Raw genomic sequence first — 14523 nt, 5'->3', positions numbered from 1 at the left:
TATGACGCTATTGTTTTTGAAAAATCTCAAAACTTATAAGGATGTCACAAAACTTTCTGATTCATTTGTCAGACGTTTTTGATATAACCCAAGGGAATTCCCCAATGCACCACACAGGTGCAGCCCTTACATTCTCGTCACTCTCGCTGCTCCATGAAGCAGCATGGAGGGCCGAGGAGACAACTCGACACAACCAGACCAATACACATAAAAGCATCAAAGATGCGTTCAAAAGCGCCCCTCAGTGGGCGCTTTTTTTATGCCTGCGCACAAGCTTGAGGCGGCGGTGCGACAATGCCGGCGCCATCTTCGGGCATTCACGCCCGCTCTCTCCTGGCTTCTTCATCCCGCCTTCTGCAGCGCCGCCCCAGCGGCAACGCGCGCTGCTCACGGCATGCACCAATTGCAGGCATTTGCTCCATGGAATGGATTCTTGTTTCCCTCGCCTCGGCCCTGGCCGGGTTTGTTGACGCCATCGTGGGAGGCGGCGGACTGATTCTGGTTCCCGCCATGTTTGCGGCCTTCCCCACCACCACGCCCGCCACGCTGTTTGGCACCAACAAAAGTGCCGCAGTCTGGGGCACGGCCATTTCCGCCTGGCAGTTCAGCAAGCGCGTGCACATCACCTGGGCCACGCTGCTGCCCGCCATCGGCACGACGCTGGTGGGCGCTTTTCTCGGCGCCTGGGCCGTCACGCTGATCTCTCCCGATTTTCTGCGCAAGCTGCTGCCCTTCATCCTGCTGGGCGTGCTGGGCTACACCCTGGCCAAAAAAGAGCTGGGCCGCGACCACGAACCGCGTCTGGCGGGCCGCACCGAGATGCTGACCGCCTGCGCCATCGGCCTGCTGATCGGTTTCTACGACGGCTTCTTCGGCCCGGGCACGGGCAGCTTTTTCGTGTTCCTGTTCGTGCGCCTGCTGGGCTATGACTTCCTCAACGCTTCGGCCAACGCCAAGCTGCTGAATCTGGCCTCCAACGCTGCGGCACTGCTGCTGTTCACGCTCAAGGGTCATGTCTGGTGGCACTTTGCCATCCCGCTGGCCGTGGCCAATGTGCTGGGCAGCATGCTGGGCACCTGGATGGCCTTGCGCCACGGCACGGGCTTTGTGCGCACGATTTTTATCGGCGTGGTCAGCCTGCTGATTCTGAAAACAGGTTATGACGCTTTTCTGCGTTAAACCCTTACACAGCAATCGTTAGCAGCTATCAATTTATCAGGGTGCTGTTTCGTCGTCGGACAGCACCGAGATATCTTCAACACGGCGCGGCGTGCCAATCGGTGCACCCGCCTTACCCTGGCGCACGGCAGCGATATCGGCCTCGCTGGGGTAGTTGCCAACCAGCCAGTAGTCCAGGATGCGGCGCGCGATAGGCGCGGCAGCCGCCGCACCGAAGCCGGCGTTCTCCACAATCACGGCCACGGCAATCTTGGGCGCTTCAGCGGGACCGTAGGCGATATAGAGCGAATGGTCGCGCTGGTACTCGGCCAGACGCGCGGCGTTGTATTTCTCCTTCTGGCCCACGCTCACGGCCTGGGCCGTGCCGGTCTTGCCGCCCGACAGATAGCTGGCACTGCCGAATACGCCCCGTCCCGTGCCGCCGGTCACCACGCTCACCATGCCTCGCTTGACGGCGTCGACATTGCTCTGCTTGAAGCCCAGGTTGACGGGCGCCGGCTGCACAATGGACGTGCGCGTGCCGGTGACCGAGTCGATCAGCTCCTTGCCCACATGGGGCGTGAAGCTCATGCCGTTGTTGACCAGCGTGGCCAGCGCGTGCGAGAGCTGGAGGATAGTGAAGTTGTTGTAGCCCTGGCCGATGCCCAGGGAAATCGTCTCGCCCGCAAACCATTGCTGCTGCGCGGCGCGCTTGTAGGTCTTGCGCTTCCACTCCTTGCTGGGCAGCACGCCGCGCACCTCGCCGGGCAGGTCGATGCCGGTGATCTGGCCAAAGCCCAGCGGCTTCATGAAGTCGTGAATCGCATCCACGCCCATCTCGTTGGCCAGCGTGTAGAAATAGACATTGCTGGAATGCTGGATGGCGCGCGCCAGATCCACCGGCCCCAGCGCGTGGCCGGAGCGGAAGGTGTGACCGCCAAAAGTCCAGGAGCCGCCGTCCTGAATCACCGTGCCCGGCGTGCGCTTGCCGGTCTCAATGCCCGCCAGGCCCATGAAGGGCTTGTAGGTCGAGCCCACGGGATAGGTGCCGCGCATGGAGCGGTTGAGCAAGGGGCGATCCAGCGATTCGTTGAGCGCCTTCCAGCTCTCCTGGTCGATACCGTCGACAAACAAGTTCGGATCGTAGGTCGGCTTGCTGACCATGGCCAACACCTCGCCATTGCGCGGGTCCATGGCGATGGCCACGCCGCGGCGATTGCCGTAGAGATCTTCCACCATCTTCTGCAGCTTGATGTCCACCGACAGCTGCAGGCTGTGGCCCGGCGTGGCGGGACGACTGCCCAGACGACGCACGGCATGGCCTCCGGCCGAGGTTTCCATTTCCTCCCAGCCGGTCTGGCCGTGCAGCTGCAGCTCATAGCTCTTCTCGGCACCCAGCTTGCCCATGACCTCGGTGCCCCGGTAGTTGGCGGCATCGTCGGAGTCGTCGATCTCTTCCTTTTCCCTCTGATTGATACGACCGATGTATCCGATCAAATGGCTGCCAGTTTCCTTGAGCGGGTAGGTGCGAAACAGCCGCGCCTTGATGTCTACACCCGGAAAGCGATAGCGCTGGGCCGCGAACTTGGCGACTTCCTCGTCCGTCAGGCGCGAGCGGATCGGAATGGACTCGAAGCTCTTGGAGTCATCCATGAGCCGCTTGAACTTGCGCCGGTCGCGCGGCGTGATCTCCATGACCTCGGACAGCCCGTCGATGGTCTCGTCCAGATCCTCGACCTTGGAGCGCGTGATCTCCAGCGTGTAGGCCGAGTAATTGGTGGCCAGCACCACGCCGTTGCGGTCCAGGATCTGGCCGCGATTGGGCACAATGGGCACCACCGCCGTGCGGTTGCTCTCGGCACGTTCGGCAAACTCCTCATGGCGCTCCACCTGCAGCACCAGCAGGCGCCAGACCAGCAGACAGAACGCCAGGAACACCACGCAGGCCATGACGACTGCGCGCATGCGAAAGCGCTGCAGCTCGACTTCGGTGTTACGAATCTCCATCATGCAACGACACCCGCAGACAAAGCCGCCCCGCATGAGCTGCGCCACCGGCGTGCCTCACCCCAAGGACAGCGAGCAAGGTCCGTCCCGCAGCGAGGCTGTGGTCCTCCCCCGCGAAGCGAGAGGAAGGAAGGCGCAAAGCGACTCAGGAGGGACTGCATCTCACAGAGGGCGGTTTTCATCGCTGTCGGGCGCGCGGCGCTGCGGCGCCAGCAGCAGCACGCTGACCACCGGCCACAGCAAGGTCTCGATCACCGGAGCGATCAGAAACTCCAGACCGGGAAAGATGCCGCCCGTCGCAATGCGCAGCAGCACCTGGATGCCGTGCGCGACAGCAAACACCGGCAGCAGGTGCAGAGCCTGCACCGGGCTCGAGAACCAGAGCAGGCGACGACTCATCCAGCCCGTCACGAAGACCAGCAAGGTGTAGGCCAGCGCATGCTGGCCCAGCAGCGAGGCCCGGTCCACATCCATGACCAGACCCAGCGCAAAGGCAATGCCCAGTCCCACGCGCTGCGGCTGATTCAGACTCCAGAAGGCCAGCAACAACATGAGCATATCCGGCAGCCAGACGATGCGGCCCAGCGGCAGCATATTGATGGCCAGTCCGATCACCAGGGTGACGACGATGAACAGAGGGTTGACCGGCAGCAACAGCTGCTGGCCGCGCGGCATGATCATGCGGGATCCTTTGCGGGCTTCGCGGCCTTGGCACCCGCCTTCTCAGCGGCGGCCTTCTCCTTTTCGGCAGCGGCGGCTTCCTTCTTGCCGCGCGCCTTGGCTGCGCGGTCGGCCTTCTCGGCATCGGCCTTGGCCTGCATATTGGCAGCCTCGGGATGCTCGGTGCGCCCCTGAGGCTTGAGCACCATCACATGGCGCACTCCCTGCACGCGGCCCACAGGCTCGCAATAGATGCGGGTGAAGGCGGAGTCGGCACGACGGTCCACCGTCACCACCGTGGCCACGGGCAGGCCCAAGGGGTACAGTCCGTCAATACCGCTGGTGGTCAGCAGATCGCCCACCTGCACGTCGGCATTACTGGGCATGAAGCGCAGCTCCAGGCCGCCGGCACGTGTCGAAGACGCGTCGCCATAGGCCACACTGCGCGCACCGGTACGCGGGTTGAAAACGGGAATGGCCTGATCGCGATCGATGAGCAGTGTGACCTCGGCGCGCGTCGGGTAGACACGCGTGACCTGGCCGATCACGCCTTTTTCATCCAGTACGGGAGAGCCCGGCTCGACCCCGTCGGCCTGCCCCTTGTCGATCACCACGCGGCGCGTATAGGGGTCGGGGCTGTCATAGACCACCTCGGCCACCTGGCCCGGCGTCAACGAGCGCTCGCGCAACTCCAGCATGGAGCGCAGATGTTCGTTTTCCTTGATCAGCTCGTCGGCCAGTTCGGCACGCTGAGCCATGACGACCAGCTCCTTGCGCGCGGCGTCCTCGCGGGCCACGGCCTGCTGCTGCACTTCGGCATAGCGGCTGGCATTCTGATAGGCCAGCACCGGCTGGGCCACCACCCATTGCACGGGCGACAGCGCCGCCGACAAGGCGGAGCGCACGGGTGTGGTGATCTTGAAACGCGCGTCGGCTACCATCAAAAACAGCGCCAAGGCGCTGTAGAGGGCAAGCTGGGAAGTGCGCGAGGCCTGTTGCTTGAACAGCGATGGAGCGCGGTGGTCCAGAGTGTCCAGGCTCATGTGCGCTCCCTGGGCATGGCCGTATGCGCACGGCCTTCCCATTCAGAAGGAATGCAAAAAGAGAGCGCGGTATGCAGGCGTATCACGGACTCAGGCCCTGTTCATGGAAGTGGCTGCGGTACGCGCACTATGCCGCGTGCCGCAAAACACCACATTGCACAGCGATTAATCGCTGGTGAAGATGCTGCCCTGGCGATCCATGGTTTCCAGCGCCATGCCGCAGCCGCGCACCACGCAGGTCAGCGGTTCTTCGGCCACCAGCACGGGCAGACCGGTTTCTTCGGCCAGCAGACGGTCCAGGTCGCGCAGCAGCGCGCCGCCGCCAGTCAGCATCATGCCGCGTTCGGCAATGTCGGCACCCAGCTCGGGAGGCGTCTGCTCCAGCGCGTTCTTCACGGCGGAAACGATCTGGTTCAGGGGATCGGTCAGCGCTTCCAGCACTTCGTTGGAAGAGATGGTGAAGCTGCGCGGCACGCCTTCGGACAGGTTGCGACCCTTGACTTCCAGTTCCTTGACTTCGGAGCCGGGGAAAGCCGAGCCGATCTGCTTCTTGATCAGTTCTGCCGTGGGCTCGCCGATCAGCATGCCGTAGTTGCGGCGGATATAGCTGATGATGGACTCGTCGAACTTGTCGCCACCGACGCGCACCGAGCCCTTGTAGACCATGCCGCCCAGCGAGATCACGCCCACTTCGGTCGTGCCGCCGCCGATGTCAACCACCATGGAGCCAGAGGCTTCGGACACGGGCAAGCCCGCGCCGATACCGGCTGCCATGGGTTCTTCGATCAGGTACACGGCCGTGGCGCCCGCAGCTTCGGCGGCGTCCTTGATGGCGCGGCGCTCGACCTGGGTGGAGCCGCAGGGCACGCAGATGATGATGCGGGGGCTGGGCGTCAGCACCGATCGCGGATGCACCATCTTGATGAACTGCTTGATCATCTGCTCGGTGATCACGAAGTCGGCGATCACGCCGTCCTTCATCGGACGGATGGCTTCGATATTGCCGGGCACCTTGCCCAGCATGGCCTTGGCTTCGCGGCCGACAGCCTGGATCACCTTCTTGCCGTGGGGGCCGCCTTCGTGACGGATCGCAACCACCGAAGGTTCGTCCAGAACAATGCCCTTGTCTCGGGCGAAAATCAGGGTGTTAGCTGTGCCAAGGTCAATGGCAAGGTCGGTGGAGAAGTACCGACGGAAAGCTCCGAACATTCAGGGTCCTCTCAGGCACGGCTTGCGCATCGGCTAGCCGTCGCCGGGATGTAAGGTAATGGAGTCTGGGTAGTGGGCATTTTTTGCACAATGACCAGCCGAACGGAGGTATTGCGGCAAAGCCGAGATAATACCGTATCCCCTGTGAATAACTTCTACTGTCAGGGTTAGAAACACTGCTTTACACGCGGCGGCCCTGTTAAATAATTTCTATGGCATTGAACGATCAAGACATTGCGCGCATCGCCAACTTGGCCCGCCTTGAGCTGTCGCAAGACGAAAGTAAGCGCATGCTCGCGCAACTAAACAACTTTTTCGGCATCGTCGAAAAAATGCAGGCTGTGGATACTTCGGGCGTCAGCCCTCTGTCACATCCGGTGGCAGCCATTCAGGACGTTGCCTTACGGCTACGTGACGATTTGGTAAGTGAGGGCAATAACCGCGACGCCAACATGCAGAACGCCCCTGCAGCCGAGAAGGGTTACTTCCTCGTGCCCAAGGTCATCGAATAAACGCGCGGGACACACAAGAACATGAGCCAAACCGAACTCCACCAATTGAGCGTGGCCGAGCTGGCCGCGCAACTGCGCGCCAAGCAGGTCTCCGCCACCGAAGCCGCCCAGCATTTCCTGGCCCGCGCCAAGCAGCACCAGAACCTGGGCGCTTTTGTCGCCATCAATGAAGACGCCACCCTGGCCCAGGCCAAGGCGGCCGACGCCCTGATTGCCGAAGGCAAGGGCGGCAAGCTGGTCGGCGTGCCCATTGCGCACAAGGACATCTTCGTCACCAAGGACTTCCCCACCACCGCCGCCAGCAAGATGCTGGAAGGCTACAAGTCACCGTTTGACGCCACCGTGGTGAAGAAGCTGGCCGATGCCGGCGTGGTCACGCTGGGCAAGCTCAACTGCGACGAGTTCGCCATGGGCGGCGCCAACGAGAACTCGGCCGTGGCCCCCGTGGGCTTCGACAGCGCCCAGCCCGTGCGCAACCCCTGGAACACCGAGCGCGTGCCCGGCGGCTCGTCCGGCGGCTCGGCCGCTGCCGTGGCCGCGCGTCTGGCCCCGGCCGTGACCGGCACCGACACCGGCGGCTCGATCCGCCAGCCCGCATCGTTCTGCGGCATCACCGGCATCAAGCCCACCTACGGCCGCGCCAGCCGCTACGGCATGATCGCCTTTGCCTCCAGCCTGGACCAGGCCGGCCCCATGGGCCGCAGCGCCGAAGATTGCGCGCTGCTGCTGTCCGAGATGTGCGGCCCCGATCTGGACCGCGACTCCACCAGCCTGGACTACCCGGCCGAGGACTTCACTGCCCGCCTGGGTGACTCGATCGAAGGCCTGCGCATCGGCGTGCCCGCCGAGTTCTTTGGCGAAGGCCTGTCCGACGATGTCCGCACAGCCGTGGACGCCGCGCTCAAGGAGTACGAAAAGCTGGGCGCCAAGCTGGTGCCCGTGAGCCTGCCGCGCACCGAGCTGTCCGTGCCCGTGTACTACATCCTGGCTCCGGCCGAGGCTTCGTCCAACCTGTCGCGCTTTGACGGCGTGAAGTTCGGCCACCGTGCCAAGGACTTTGTCGACCCAGCGAGCAACGAAAGTGCTCTCACTCAGATGTATAAGAAGAGCCGTGCCGAAGGCTTTGGCGACGAGGTCAAGCGCCGCATCATGATCGGCGCCTATGTGCTGTCCGAAGGCTATTACGACGCCTACTACCTGCAGGCGCAGAAGATCCGCCGCATGATTGCCGACGACTTCCAGGCCGCCTTCAAGGACTGCGACGTCATCGCCGGTGCTGCTGCGCCCACCACAGCCTGGGCCATTGGCGGCAAGGCCGATCCCGTGAGCAACTATCTGGCCGACATCTTCACCCTGCCCGCATCGCTGGCCGGCCTGCCCGGCCTCAGCCTGCCCGCAGGCTTTGGCGACGGCGGCATGCCCGTGGGCCTGCAGCTGATCGGCAACTACTTCAGCGAAGCCAAGCTGTTGAATGCGGCCCACCGCTTCCAGCAAGCGACAGACTTCCACCTGAAGAGCCCTGTTGGCATTTAAAAATTAATAGCTTCTTGCGCTTGAACTGACTGACTTTCAGAACAAAAACATCCTGAAATCCAATCAGAACATGCGCAAGCCGCTTCTCTTTTAGCAGTTAGGACACACAGAGCAATGACTGTGAAACTGATCAATGGCTACGAAGTCGTCATCGGCTTCGAAACCCACACCCAGCTGGCGACCCACAGCAAGATCTTCAGCCGTGCCAGCACCGCCTTCGGCGCCGAGCCCAACACCCAGGCCAGCGCCGTGGACCTGGCACTGCCCGGCACACTGCCGGTGATGAACAAAAAGGCCGTGGAATGCGCAATCAAGCTCGGCCTGTCGCTGGGCTCGACGATTGCGCCGCGTTCCATCTTCGCGCGCAAGAACTACTTCTACCCCGACTTGCCCAAGGGCTACCAGATCTCCCAGTTCGAGATCCCCGTGGTGCAAGGCGGTGAAGTCAGCTTCTATCTGGAAGAAGGCAAGAACAACGTCCTCAAGACCGTGCGCCTGGTGCGCGCCCACCTTGAGGAAGACGCCGGCAAGTCCGTGCACGACGAGTTCATCGGCCAATCCGGCATCGACCTGAACCGCGCCGGCACGCCGCTGCTGGAAATCGTGACCGAGCCCGATATCCGCAGCACCGCCGAAGCCGTGGCCTATGCCAAGGAGCTGCACAAGATCGTCACCTGGATCGGCATCTGCGACGGCAACATGCAGGAAGGCTCGTTCCGCTGCGACGCCAACGTGTCCGTGCGCAAGCCCGGCCAGCCGCTGGGCACCCGCCGCGAGATCAAGAACCTGAACTCGTTCAGGAATATGCAGATCGCCATCGATTACGAAATCCTCTGGCAGATCGAGCAGATCGAGGACGGCCACAAGATCCAGCAGGCCACCGTGCTGTTCAACCCCGACACGGGCGAGACCCGCGCCATGCGCACCAAGGAAGACGCGGCCGACTACCGCTACTTCCCCGACCCCGACCTGCCGCCGCTGGTCGTGGCGCCCGAATGGGTGGAGCAGGTCAAGGCCGAGATGCCCGAGCTGCCCCGCGCCATGGCTGCCCGCTTTGTCGAGCAATACAGCCTGCCCGAGTACGACGCCACCACGCTGACGCAAAGCCAGGCCATGGCCGCCTACTTTGAAGCCGCCGCCAAGGCCTGCGGCCAGCCCAAGCTGGCCTCCAACTGGATCATGGGCGAGATCTCGCGCCGCCTGAACATGGAAGAGATCGGCATGGACCAGGTCAAGGTCAGCGCCGAACAACTGGGCACCCTGATCGCCCGCATCCACGGCAATGTCGTCAGCAACAACTCGGCCAAGCAGGTGTTTGAAGCCCTGTGGACCGACGAAGGTAGTGATGTGGATGCCGTGATCGACGCCAAGGACCTCAAGCAGTCCAACGACACCGGCGCGCTGGAAGCCATCATCGACGAGGTGATCGCCGCCAATCCCGCCAACGTCGAGCAATACCGCGCCGGCAAGGACAAGGCCTTCAACGCCCTGGTCGGTCAGGTCATGAAGGCTTCAAAGGGCAAGGCCAACCCCGGCCAGGTCAACGAGCTGCTCAAGGCCAAGCTGGCCTAAGCTTTTCGCTCAGGCACCCGCCCCACCAACAAGGCCGCAGGCAGTACATGCCTGCGGCCTTTTGCTTGTTGCCAGCAAGAACTGTGACGAAGTAAGCTTCTATCAACACAGCATCGCTTGGTTGCCAGCGACAGAGGCCGGGTCTCGCCCCGGCCGGCGACTCACTTTCTTGCTTGTGCAAGAAAGTGAACAAAGAACACAGACCCGACTGTCCGCGTCCCTACGCTACGTTTCACTTCACTCCGGGCAAACCTGCGTCACGCAATCCAGTCTGCGGTGCCGCCCAACTCGCTGCGCGGCTTTGCCGCTCCACTCAAACAAACGGCGGCAAGTCAGAGCACAAAGCATTGGCACTCTTCGGTGCCAATGCCCGCAGCCCGAACCACGTGCCGCAGGCGCAGACACACGGGTAGATACGAGAGCGGGAGGCCTGCGAGATTTGTGACGAAATTGGCTTACAGCGCTTATTTGAATTGTGCAACCAGCTATCAATTTGATAACGAAGCTATCCCGCATCCGGTATCGCCCCTTGTGCCCACGCCTGTGACGACAAGTTCTTGGGGCTGGCAGTTGCACCGCAGAGTGCGACTGCATCGTCATCAAATTTGCGGCAACCTGTTTGAACGCAGCGTCGAAGACGCGAAGTGAGTTTTGCCGCATCGCCCCAAGCGCTTGACGGCGCAGGTTACCCGCAGGCGAAGCCGGAGGGACGGGGGTAGCAGGGGCCGGCTCTTTGCCTACTTTCTGGTGGTCCGGCACACCGGCAGCAGAAAGTCGGTCGGCAGGCGGGCCGAGACCCGCCCTCTGCAAGCAAAGCAGGCATGCAATCATGCCTCGCCACATCAGGCAAACAGCTAAAGCATCACCACGAGCCAAACAAGCCCCAAACGTAGACATCACTCGCACCACCCGCTATCAATTCTTCAAACCGCCGCTTACATAAAGCCGAGGTAAAGCGCACACCAAACCCACACAAATCTGCGCACAATCCGGCGCAAACCCCATACTTTTGCGCTCCATGTTCTCCAAGCTGCTCAAGCCCCTGCTCTGGCTGCTGGCCCTGTGCCTGGCGGTCTATATCTGTATCTGCAGCTATATGTTTGCGCAGCAGCGCCAGATGATCTTCCCGGGCGGCAGCACACAGGTGGCGGCCGAGAGCACCGACTTCTCGCTGCAGCGCGCCGATGTGCTGCTGCGGGGCTGGCAGCTGCACCCGGCTGATGGCAAGGCGCGCAATGCGGTGATTTACTTTGGCGGCAATGCCGAGAACATTGCCCACCGGCGCCAGCAGCTGGCGCGCAGCCTGCCACATAGCGATATCTATATGCTGGCCTATCGCGGCTATGGCGCCAGCGAGGGCGAGCCCACGCAGGAGCTGATGGAGCTCGATGCAGCCGCCCTGTTCGACGAGGTCAGGCGCCTGCACCCCCAGTTGCCCATCACCGTGATCGGCCGCAGCCTGGGCACGGGCGTGGCGGCTGCCGTGGCCGATCTGCGCCAGCCGGACCGGCTGGTGCTGGTCACCCCTTTCGACAGCATTCTGAATACGGTGCGCGGCATGTATGGCTGGCTACCCGTGGAGCTGCTGCTGCGCGACCCCTTCGACTCTGCCGCGCATCTGCGCAATTACCACGGGCCGATCCTGGTGCTGCGCGCGGGACGCGATCAGGTGGTGTTGCCCGAGCGCACTGATGCCTTGCTGCACAGCCTCAGGGACAAGGCGGTGCAGGTGCTGGCGTTTGCCCAGGCGAACCATTCGACCATCTTCCGCGCCAACGGCTTCTGGACGGCCATAGAGCAGTTTGTGGACGGCCAGCAGAAAAAGGCTTGAAAGACCTCCGGCACAGATGCGGCAAGCGCTGCCAGCGTGGCGCTGCGCCTTTATCCCGCAGGCAGCTCCAGGCCCAGGCCTTCGGTCAGGCTCTCGGCATATCCGAGCATCAGCGTGTGCCGCGATAGCAGCACCGACGCCAGCTGTGCCCAGCCTGCGTGTTCCCTTACCTCGTCCTGCCCCTGGCCGTAGAGCATGCGCAAGTCCCGAATCAGCCGCTCGACCAGCGCCGCATCGGGCAGGCTGGCACGCACAAAGCCCATCCATGCGGCGCCCATGCCGAAGAAGCGATAGCCATATTGGCCCGCCAGATGGCGGATGACGGCGTGGTTCTGGAAACTGTCCCAGTCCGCGCTGAAATAGCCATTGGGCTGGCCCGCAATCATCAGTTCGTCGCTGGGCACGGGCAGACGCTGGACATAGACCACGTCATCGAGCAGCACCTCGGGACTGCGGTTGGCCAGCAGCACGGCATCTACATCCTCGGCCGCCAGCAGCAGCGTACCGCAGACCTGCGCCCAGTCCTGCACCAGCTCGGGCCGCTGCAGCTGCGCCACGCGGTGCTGCAGCGAAGCCAGCGTCAGGGCTTGCTCCTGCGCCGAGTCCTCCCAGTTCATGTCCTCGGGGTCATCCAGATACAGACGCTCATCCTGGCTCGCATGGCCGCTGGTGTAGCTGCACTGGCTCACATCATCCAGCGTGCAGAGGTAGCGGTGCCCAGGGTCGGCGGAGCGCAGCGCGTCCAGCCGCTGCAGCACCTCGTCCAGCGTCCTGAACTCCTGCAGCCACTCATGCGCGAAGCCGAAATTGCCCCGGCGGTATTCGGCCTGCTCCCCGTCAAATCTTCCTGTCTTCATTTGCTCAGCACCCGGCGATAAAAGAACACACACAGGCCCACGAAATAGGCCAGGCCCAGCCACATGGCGGGCGCAAAGCCTTCGCCCACCAGGGCCAGCGGCGCATCCTTGCCGCTGAAGCCTATCAGTGCCGCAATCAGCAGGCCCATCAGGCTCTCGCCCACGATGAGGCCCGAGGCCAGCAGCAGGCCGCGCTCCTCGGCCGCCGCCGTCCAGTCCTTGCCGCCGCGCTGCGCATAGGCCTTGATGGCTCTGGCAATGCACCAGCCCAGCACCGCGCCTATGGTCAGCGTCAGGCCTATGGTGGGCGGCAGATAGATGCCCAGCCCCACTGCCAGCGGCGGCAGCGCACCCTTGCCGCTCTTGCGCAGGGCCAGATCGATCAGGATGACGGCAATGCCCACGGCCACGCCCAGACCCAGCATGCTCCAGTCCAGCGAGCCCTTGAAGATGCCGCTGGCAATCTGCATCATCAGCGTGGCCTGCGGCGCGGCCAGGGCCTGGTTCGGGTCCATGCCTGCACGCGGCAGACTGCCTGCAAAGCCGTAGGCGTTGTAGAGCAGATCCAGCACGGGCGGTATGACCAGCGCCCCCACCAGACAGCCGATGACGAGCACGATCTGCTGGCGCCAGGGCGTGGCGCCCACCAGGTAGCCGGTCTTGAGATCCTGCAGGTTGTCGTTGGATATGGCGGCCATGGCCAGAACCGCCGAGACCATGAACAGCACCAGCGCAATGCCCATCTGTCCTGAGACGGCACTGGCATAGGCAGGCACCAGGGCATGCAGCGCCAGCAGGGCCACGCCCATAAGCAGGGTGGCGATGATGCCGATGCCCGAGATAGGGCTGGCCGAGGAGCCGACCAGACCGGCCATATAGCCGCAGGCTGCCGCCACCAGAAAGCCGAACAGGGCCGCGAACAGCACGCACAGGGCCGCCAGTCCGTAGCGCGCGCCAGCGGCCAGATCAGGCATATGCCCGGCGATGAAGTCATTGACCACCAGGAACAGCACGCCCAGGGCGGCGGCTCCTATCATCAACATCCAGCTGCGCGGCATGTCCTTGTCGGTTTCATCTCCACCAGCCCCCTCGGCAACGCTGCGCGCAGGCTGGTTGCGAATCGCCTGGACAATGGGCTTGGCCAGCGTGGCCACGGTCCACAGCGCCGAGATGCCGATGACGCCCGCCCCCAGAAAGCGGGCTTTGCTGCCCCAGAGCTGGGTGGACAGCTCGGAGAGCGCCTGGCCGGCCGCAGGAGAAGCCTGGGCCGTCAGCCAGGGCACGACCACACCCCAGCACAACGCAAGCCCCACAAGCACCGCAATGCCCGCAGCCGCGCCCATCAGATAGCCAGCGGCCAACAAGGCGGGCGAGAAGCCCGCCGCCACGCGAAAGGCCACGCTGCCTGCGGGAATCCAGAAATTGAAGGCATCGCCAAGCAGACGCAGACCGCCGCTGAGAAAGCCGAACAGCGCGGCCAGCCCCGTGCCCCAGCCCAGCTCGTGCAAGCCCGAACTGCGTGGCTTGCCTTGGTTCTCCGGATCGTGGAGATGGCGCTGCTCGTCGCCCACGCGCAGCACCTCGGCGGCGGCCACGCCTTCGGGATAGGGCAGCTCGGACTGCACCACCAGCACGCGACGCAGGGGCACGGTGTAGAGCACGCCCAGCGTACCGCCAGCCGCGCAGATCAATGCCGTCTGCCAGAACGGGAAACCCGTCCACAGCCCCAGCATGAGCAGGGCCGGCAGCACAAAGATGACCGAGGACAAGGTACCGGCCGCCGAAGCCTGGGTCTGTACCAGATTGTTTTCAAGAATGTTGGAATCCTTGAAGCGATAGAGCAAGGCCATGGAGATCACGGCGGCGGGAATCGCCGAGGCAAAGGTCAACCCAACCTTGAGCCCCAGATAGACGTTGGCGGCTGTGAACGCCAAGGTGATGAGCGCGCCCAGCAGCACGCCACGGAAGGTGAACTCTCTCTTGGATGGTGTAGTCATTGTGCAAGCGGGAGGGTCTGTGACGGCACAAGCCTAGCATCAGCAGCGCAAAACGCCATGTTCTCCAGCACAGCATGCCCCCGGCTCCAGACTGGCAGCGCCGATGACCAAGCCATGAAAAAAGGAGACCGAAGTCTCCCTTGT

11 protein-coding genes are annotated in these 14523 nt (G+C 63.2%); 5 read left to right on the top strand and 6 right to left on the bottom strand.

Translation table 11 applies throughout. From position 1 onward, the window contains the following. Positions 1-420 precede the first annotated feature (420 nt). Complete coding sequence (locus F3J24_RS22565; protein WP_043007422.1) at positions 421-1179, top strand: TSUP family transporter; 759 nt, start codon at positions 421-423, stop codon at positions 1177-1179. A gap of 36 nt (positions 1180-1215) precedes the next feature. Here the strand turns inward: F3J24_RS22565 and mrdA are convergent, their stop codons facing one another. The 4 genes from mrdA to F3J24_RS22545 all read right to left on the bottom strand — a co-directional run bounded on the left by mrdA (position 1216) and on the right by F3J24_RS22545 (position 6077). After that, positions 1216-3168 (bottom strand): penicillin-binding protein 2, encoded by a 1953-nt coding sequence (gene mrdA, locus F3J24_RS22560; protein ID WP_167010874.1) that lies wholly within the window; start codon positions 3166-3168, stop codon positions 1216-1218. A gap of 159 nt (positions 3169-3327) precedes the next feature. After that, positions 3328-3846, bottom strand: coding sequence for a rod shape-determining protein MreD (mreD, locus tag F3J24_RS22555; RefSeq protein WP_167010872.1), 519 nt, complete (start codon positions 3844-3846; stop codon positions 3328-3330). Continuing rightward, positions 3843-4868 carry a rod shape-determining protein MreC gene (gene mreC / locus F3J24_RS22550; protein WP_167010871.1) on the bottom strand — a complete coding sequence of 342 codons (1026 nt, stop codon included), beginning with the start codon at positions 4866-4868 and terminating at the stop codon, positions 3843-3845. The genes mreD and mreC overlap by 4 nt, the downstream gene beginning before the upstream one ends. 165 nt (positions 4869-5033) lie before the next feature. Continuing rightward, positions 5034-6077, bottom strand: a complete 1044-nt coding sequence (locus F3J24_RS22545; protein ID WP_003059473.1) for a rod shape-determining protein — start codon at positions 6075-6077, stop codon at positions 5034-5036. Positions 6078-6289: 212 nt separating this feature from the next. On the opposite strand from F3J24_RS22545, the gene gatC reads away from it, so the two are divergent. The 4 genes from gatC to F3J24_RS22525 all read left to right on the top strand — a co-directional run bounded on the left by gatC (position 6290) and on the right by F3J24_RS22525 (position 11525). Then, a complete protein-coding gene (gene gatC, locus F3J24_RS22540) occupies positions 6290-6589 on the top strand; it encodes an Asp-tRNA(Asn)/Glu-tRNA(Gln) amidotransferase subunit GatC (RefSeq protein WP_003070403.1) in 300 nt (99 codons plus the stop codon). A gap of 21 nt (positions 6590-6610) precedes the next feature. Continuing rightward, positions 6611-8122: an Asp-tRNA(Asn)/Glu-tRNA(Gln) amidotransferase subunit GatA gene (gene gatA / locus F3J24_RS22535; RefSeq protein WP_167010869.1), complete on the top strand. Its 1512-nt coding sequence runs from the start codon at positions 6611-6613 to the stop codon at positions 8120-8122. 114 nt (positions 8123-8236) lie between these two features. After that, a complete protein-coding gene (gatB, locus tag F3J24_RS22530) occupies positions 8237-9694 on the top strand; it encodes an Asp-tRNA(Asn)/Glu-tRNA(Gln) amidotransferase subunit GatB (RefSeq protein WP_167010868.1) in 1458 nt (485 codons plus the stop codon). 1018 nt (positions 9695-10712) lie between these two features. After that, complete coding sequence (locus tag F3J24_RS22525; protein WP_167010866.1) at positions 10713-11525, top strand: alpha/beta hydrolase; 813 nt, start codon at positions 10713-10715, stop codon at positions 11523-11525. A gap of 50 nt (positions 11526-11575) precedes the next feature. Here F3J24_RS22525 and F3J24_RS22520 read toward each other — a convergent pair whose 3' ends face one another. Both F3J24_RS22520 and F3J24_RS22515 read right to left on the bottom strand, forming a co-directional pair. Then, the gene (locus F3J24_RS22520) at positions 11576-12382 is read right to left on the bottom strand and encodes a hypothetical protein (RefSeq protein WP_167010865.1); all 807 of its coding nucleotides are present in this window, start codon (positions 12380-12382) and stop codon (positions 11576-11578) included. Continuing rightward, complete coding sequence (locus F3J24_RS22515; RefSeq protein WP_167010863.1) at positions 12379-14379, bottom strand: OPT family oligopeptide transporter; 2001 nt, start codon at positions 14377-14379, stop codon at positions 12379-12381. The genes F3J24_RS22520 and F3J24_RS22515 overlap by 4 nt, the downstream gene beginning before the upstream one ends. Positions 14380-14523: the final 144 nt, after the last annotated feature.

It is taken from the genome of Comamonas sp. Tr-654 (assembly GCF_011752915.1).
Taxonomy (GTDB): domain Bacteria; phylum Pseudomonadota; class Gammaproteobacteria; order Burkholderiales; family Burkholderiaceae_C; genus Comamonas.
This window is presented reverse-complemented; position numbering and strand designations above follow the sequence as displayed.

Excerpts from the sequence above, each read along its gene's own strand:
- F3J24_RS22565 (WP_043007422.1), top strand. The coding sequence starts at position 421 with ATGGAATGGATTCTTGTTTCCCTCGCCTCGGCCCTGGCCGGGTTTGTT.
- mrdA (WP_167010874.1), bottom strand. The coding sequence starts at position 3,168 with ATGATGGAGATTCGTAACACCGAAGTCGAGCTGCAGCGCTTTCGCATG.
- mreD (WP_167010872.1), bottom strand. The coding sequence starts at position 3,846 with ATGATCATGCCGCGCGGCCAGCAGCTGTTGCTGCCGGTCAACCCTCTG.
- mreC (WP_167010871.1), bottom strand. The coding sequence starts at position 4,868 with ATGAGCCTGGACACTCTGGACCACCGCGCTCCATCGCTGTTCAAGCAA.
- F3J24_RS22545 (WP_003059473.1), bottom strand. The coding sequence starts at position 6,077 with ATGTTCGGAGCTTTCCGTCGGTACTTCTCCACCGACCTTGCCATTGAC.
- gatC (WP_003070403.1), top strand. The coding sequence starts at position 6,290 with ATGGCATTGAACGATCAAGACATTGCGCGCATCGCCAACTTGGCCCGC.
- gatA (WP_167010869.1), top strand. The coding sequence starts at position 6,611 with ATGAGCCAAACCGAACTCCACCAATTGAGCGTGGCCGAGCTGGCCGCG.
- gatB (WP_167010868.1), top strand. The coding sequence starts at position 8,237 with ATGACTGTGAAACTGATCAATGGCTACGAAGTCGTCATCGGCTTCGAA.
- F3J24_RS22525 (WP_167010866.1), top strand. The coding sequence starts at position 10,713 with ATGTTCTCCAAGCTGCTCAAGCCCCTGCTCTGGCTGCTGGCCCTGTGC.
- F3J24_RS22520 (WP_167010865.1), bottom strand. The coding sequence starts at position 12,382 with ATGAAGACAGGAAGATTTGACGGGGAGCAGGCCGAATACCGCCGGGGC.
- F3J24_RS22515 (WP_167010863.1), bottom strand. The coding sequence starts at position 14,379 with ATGACTACACCATCCAAGAGAGAGTTCACCTTCCGTGGCGTGCTGCTG.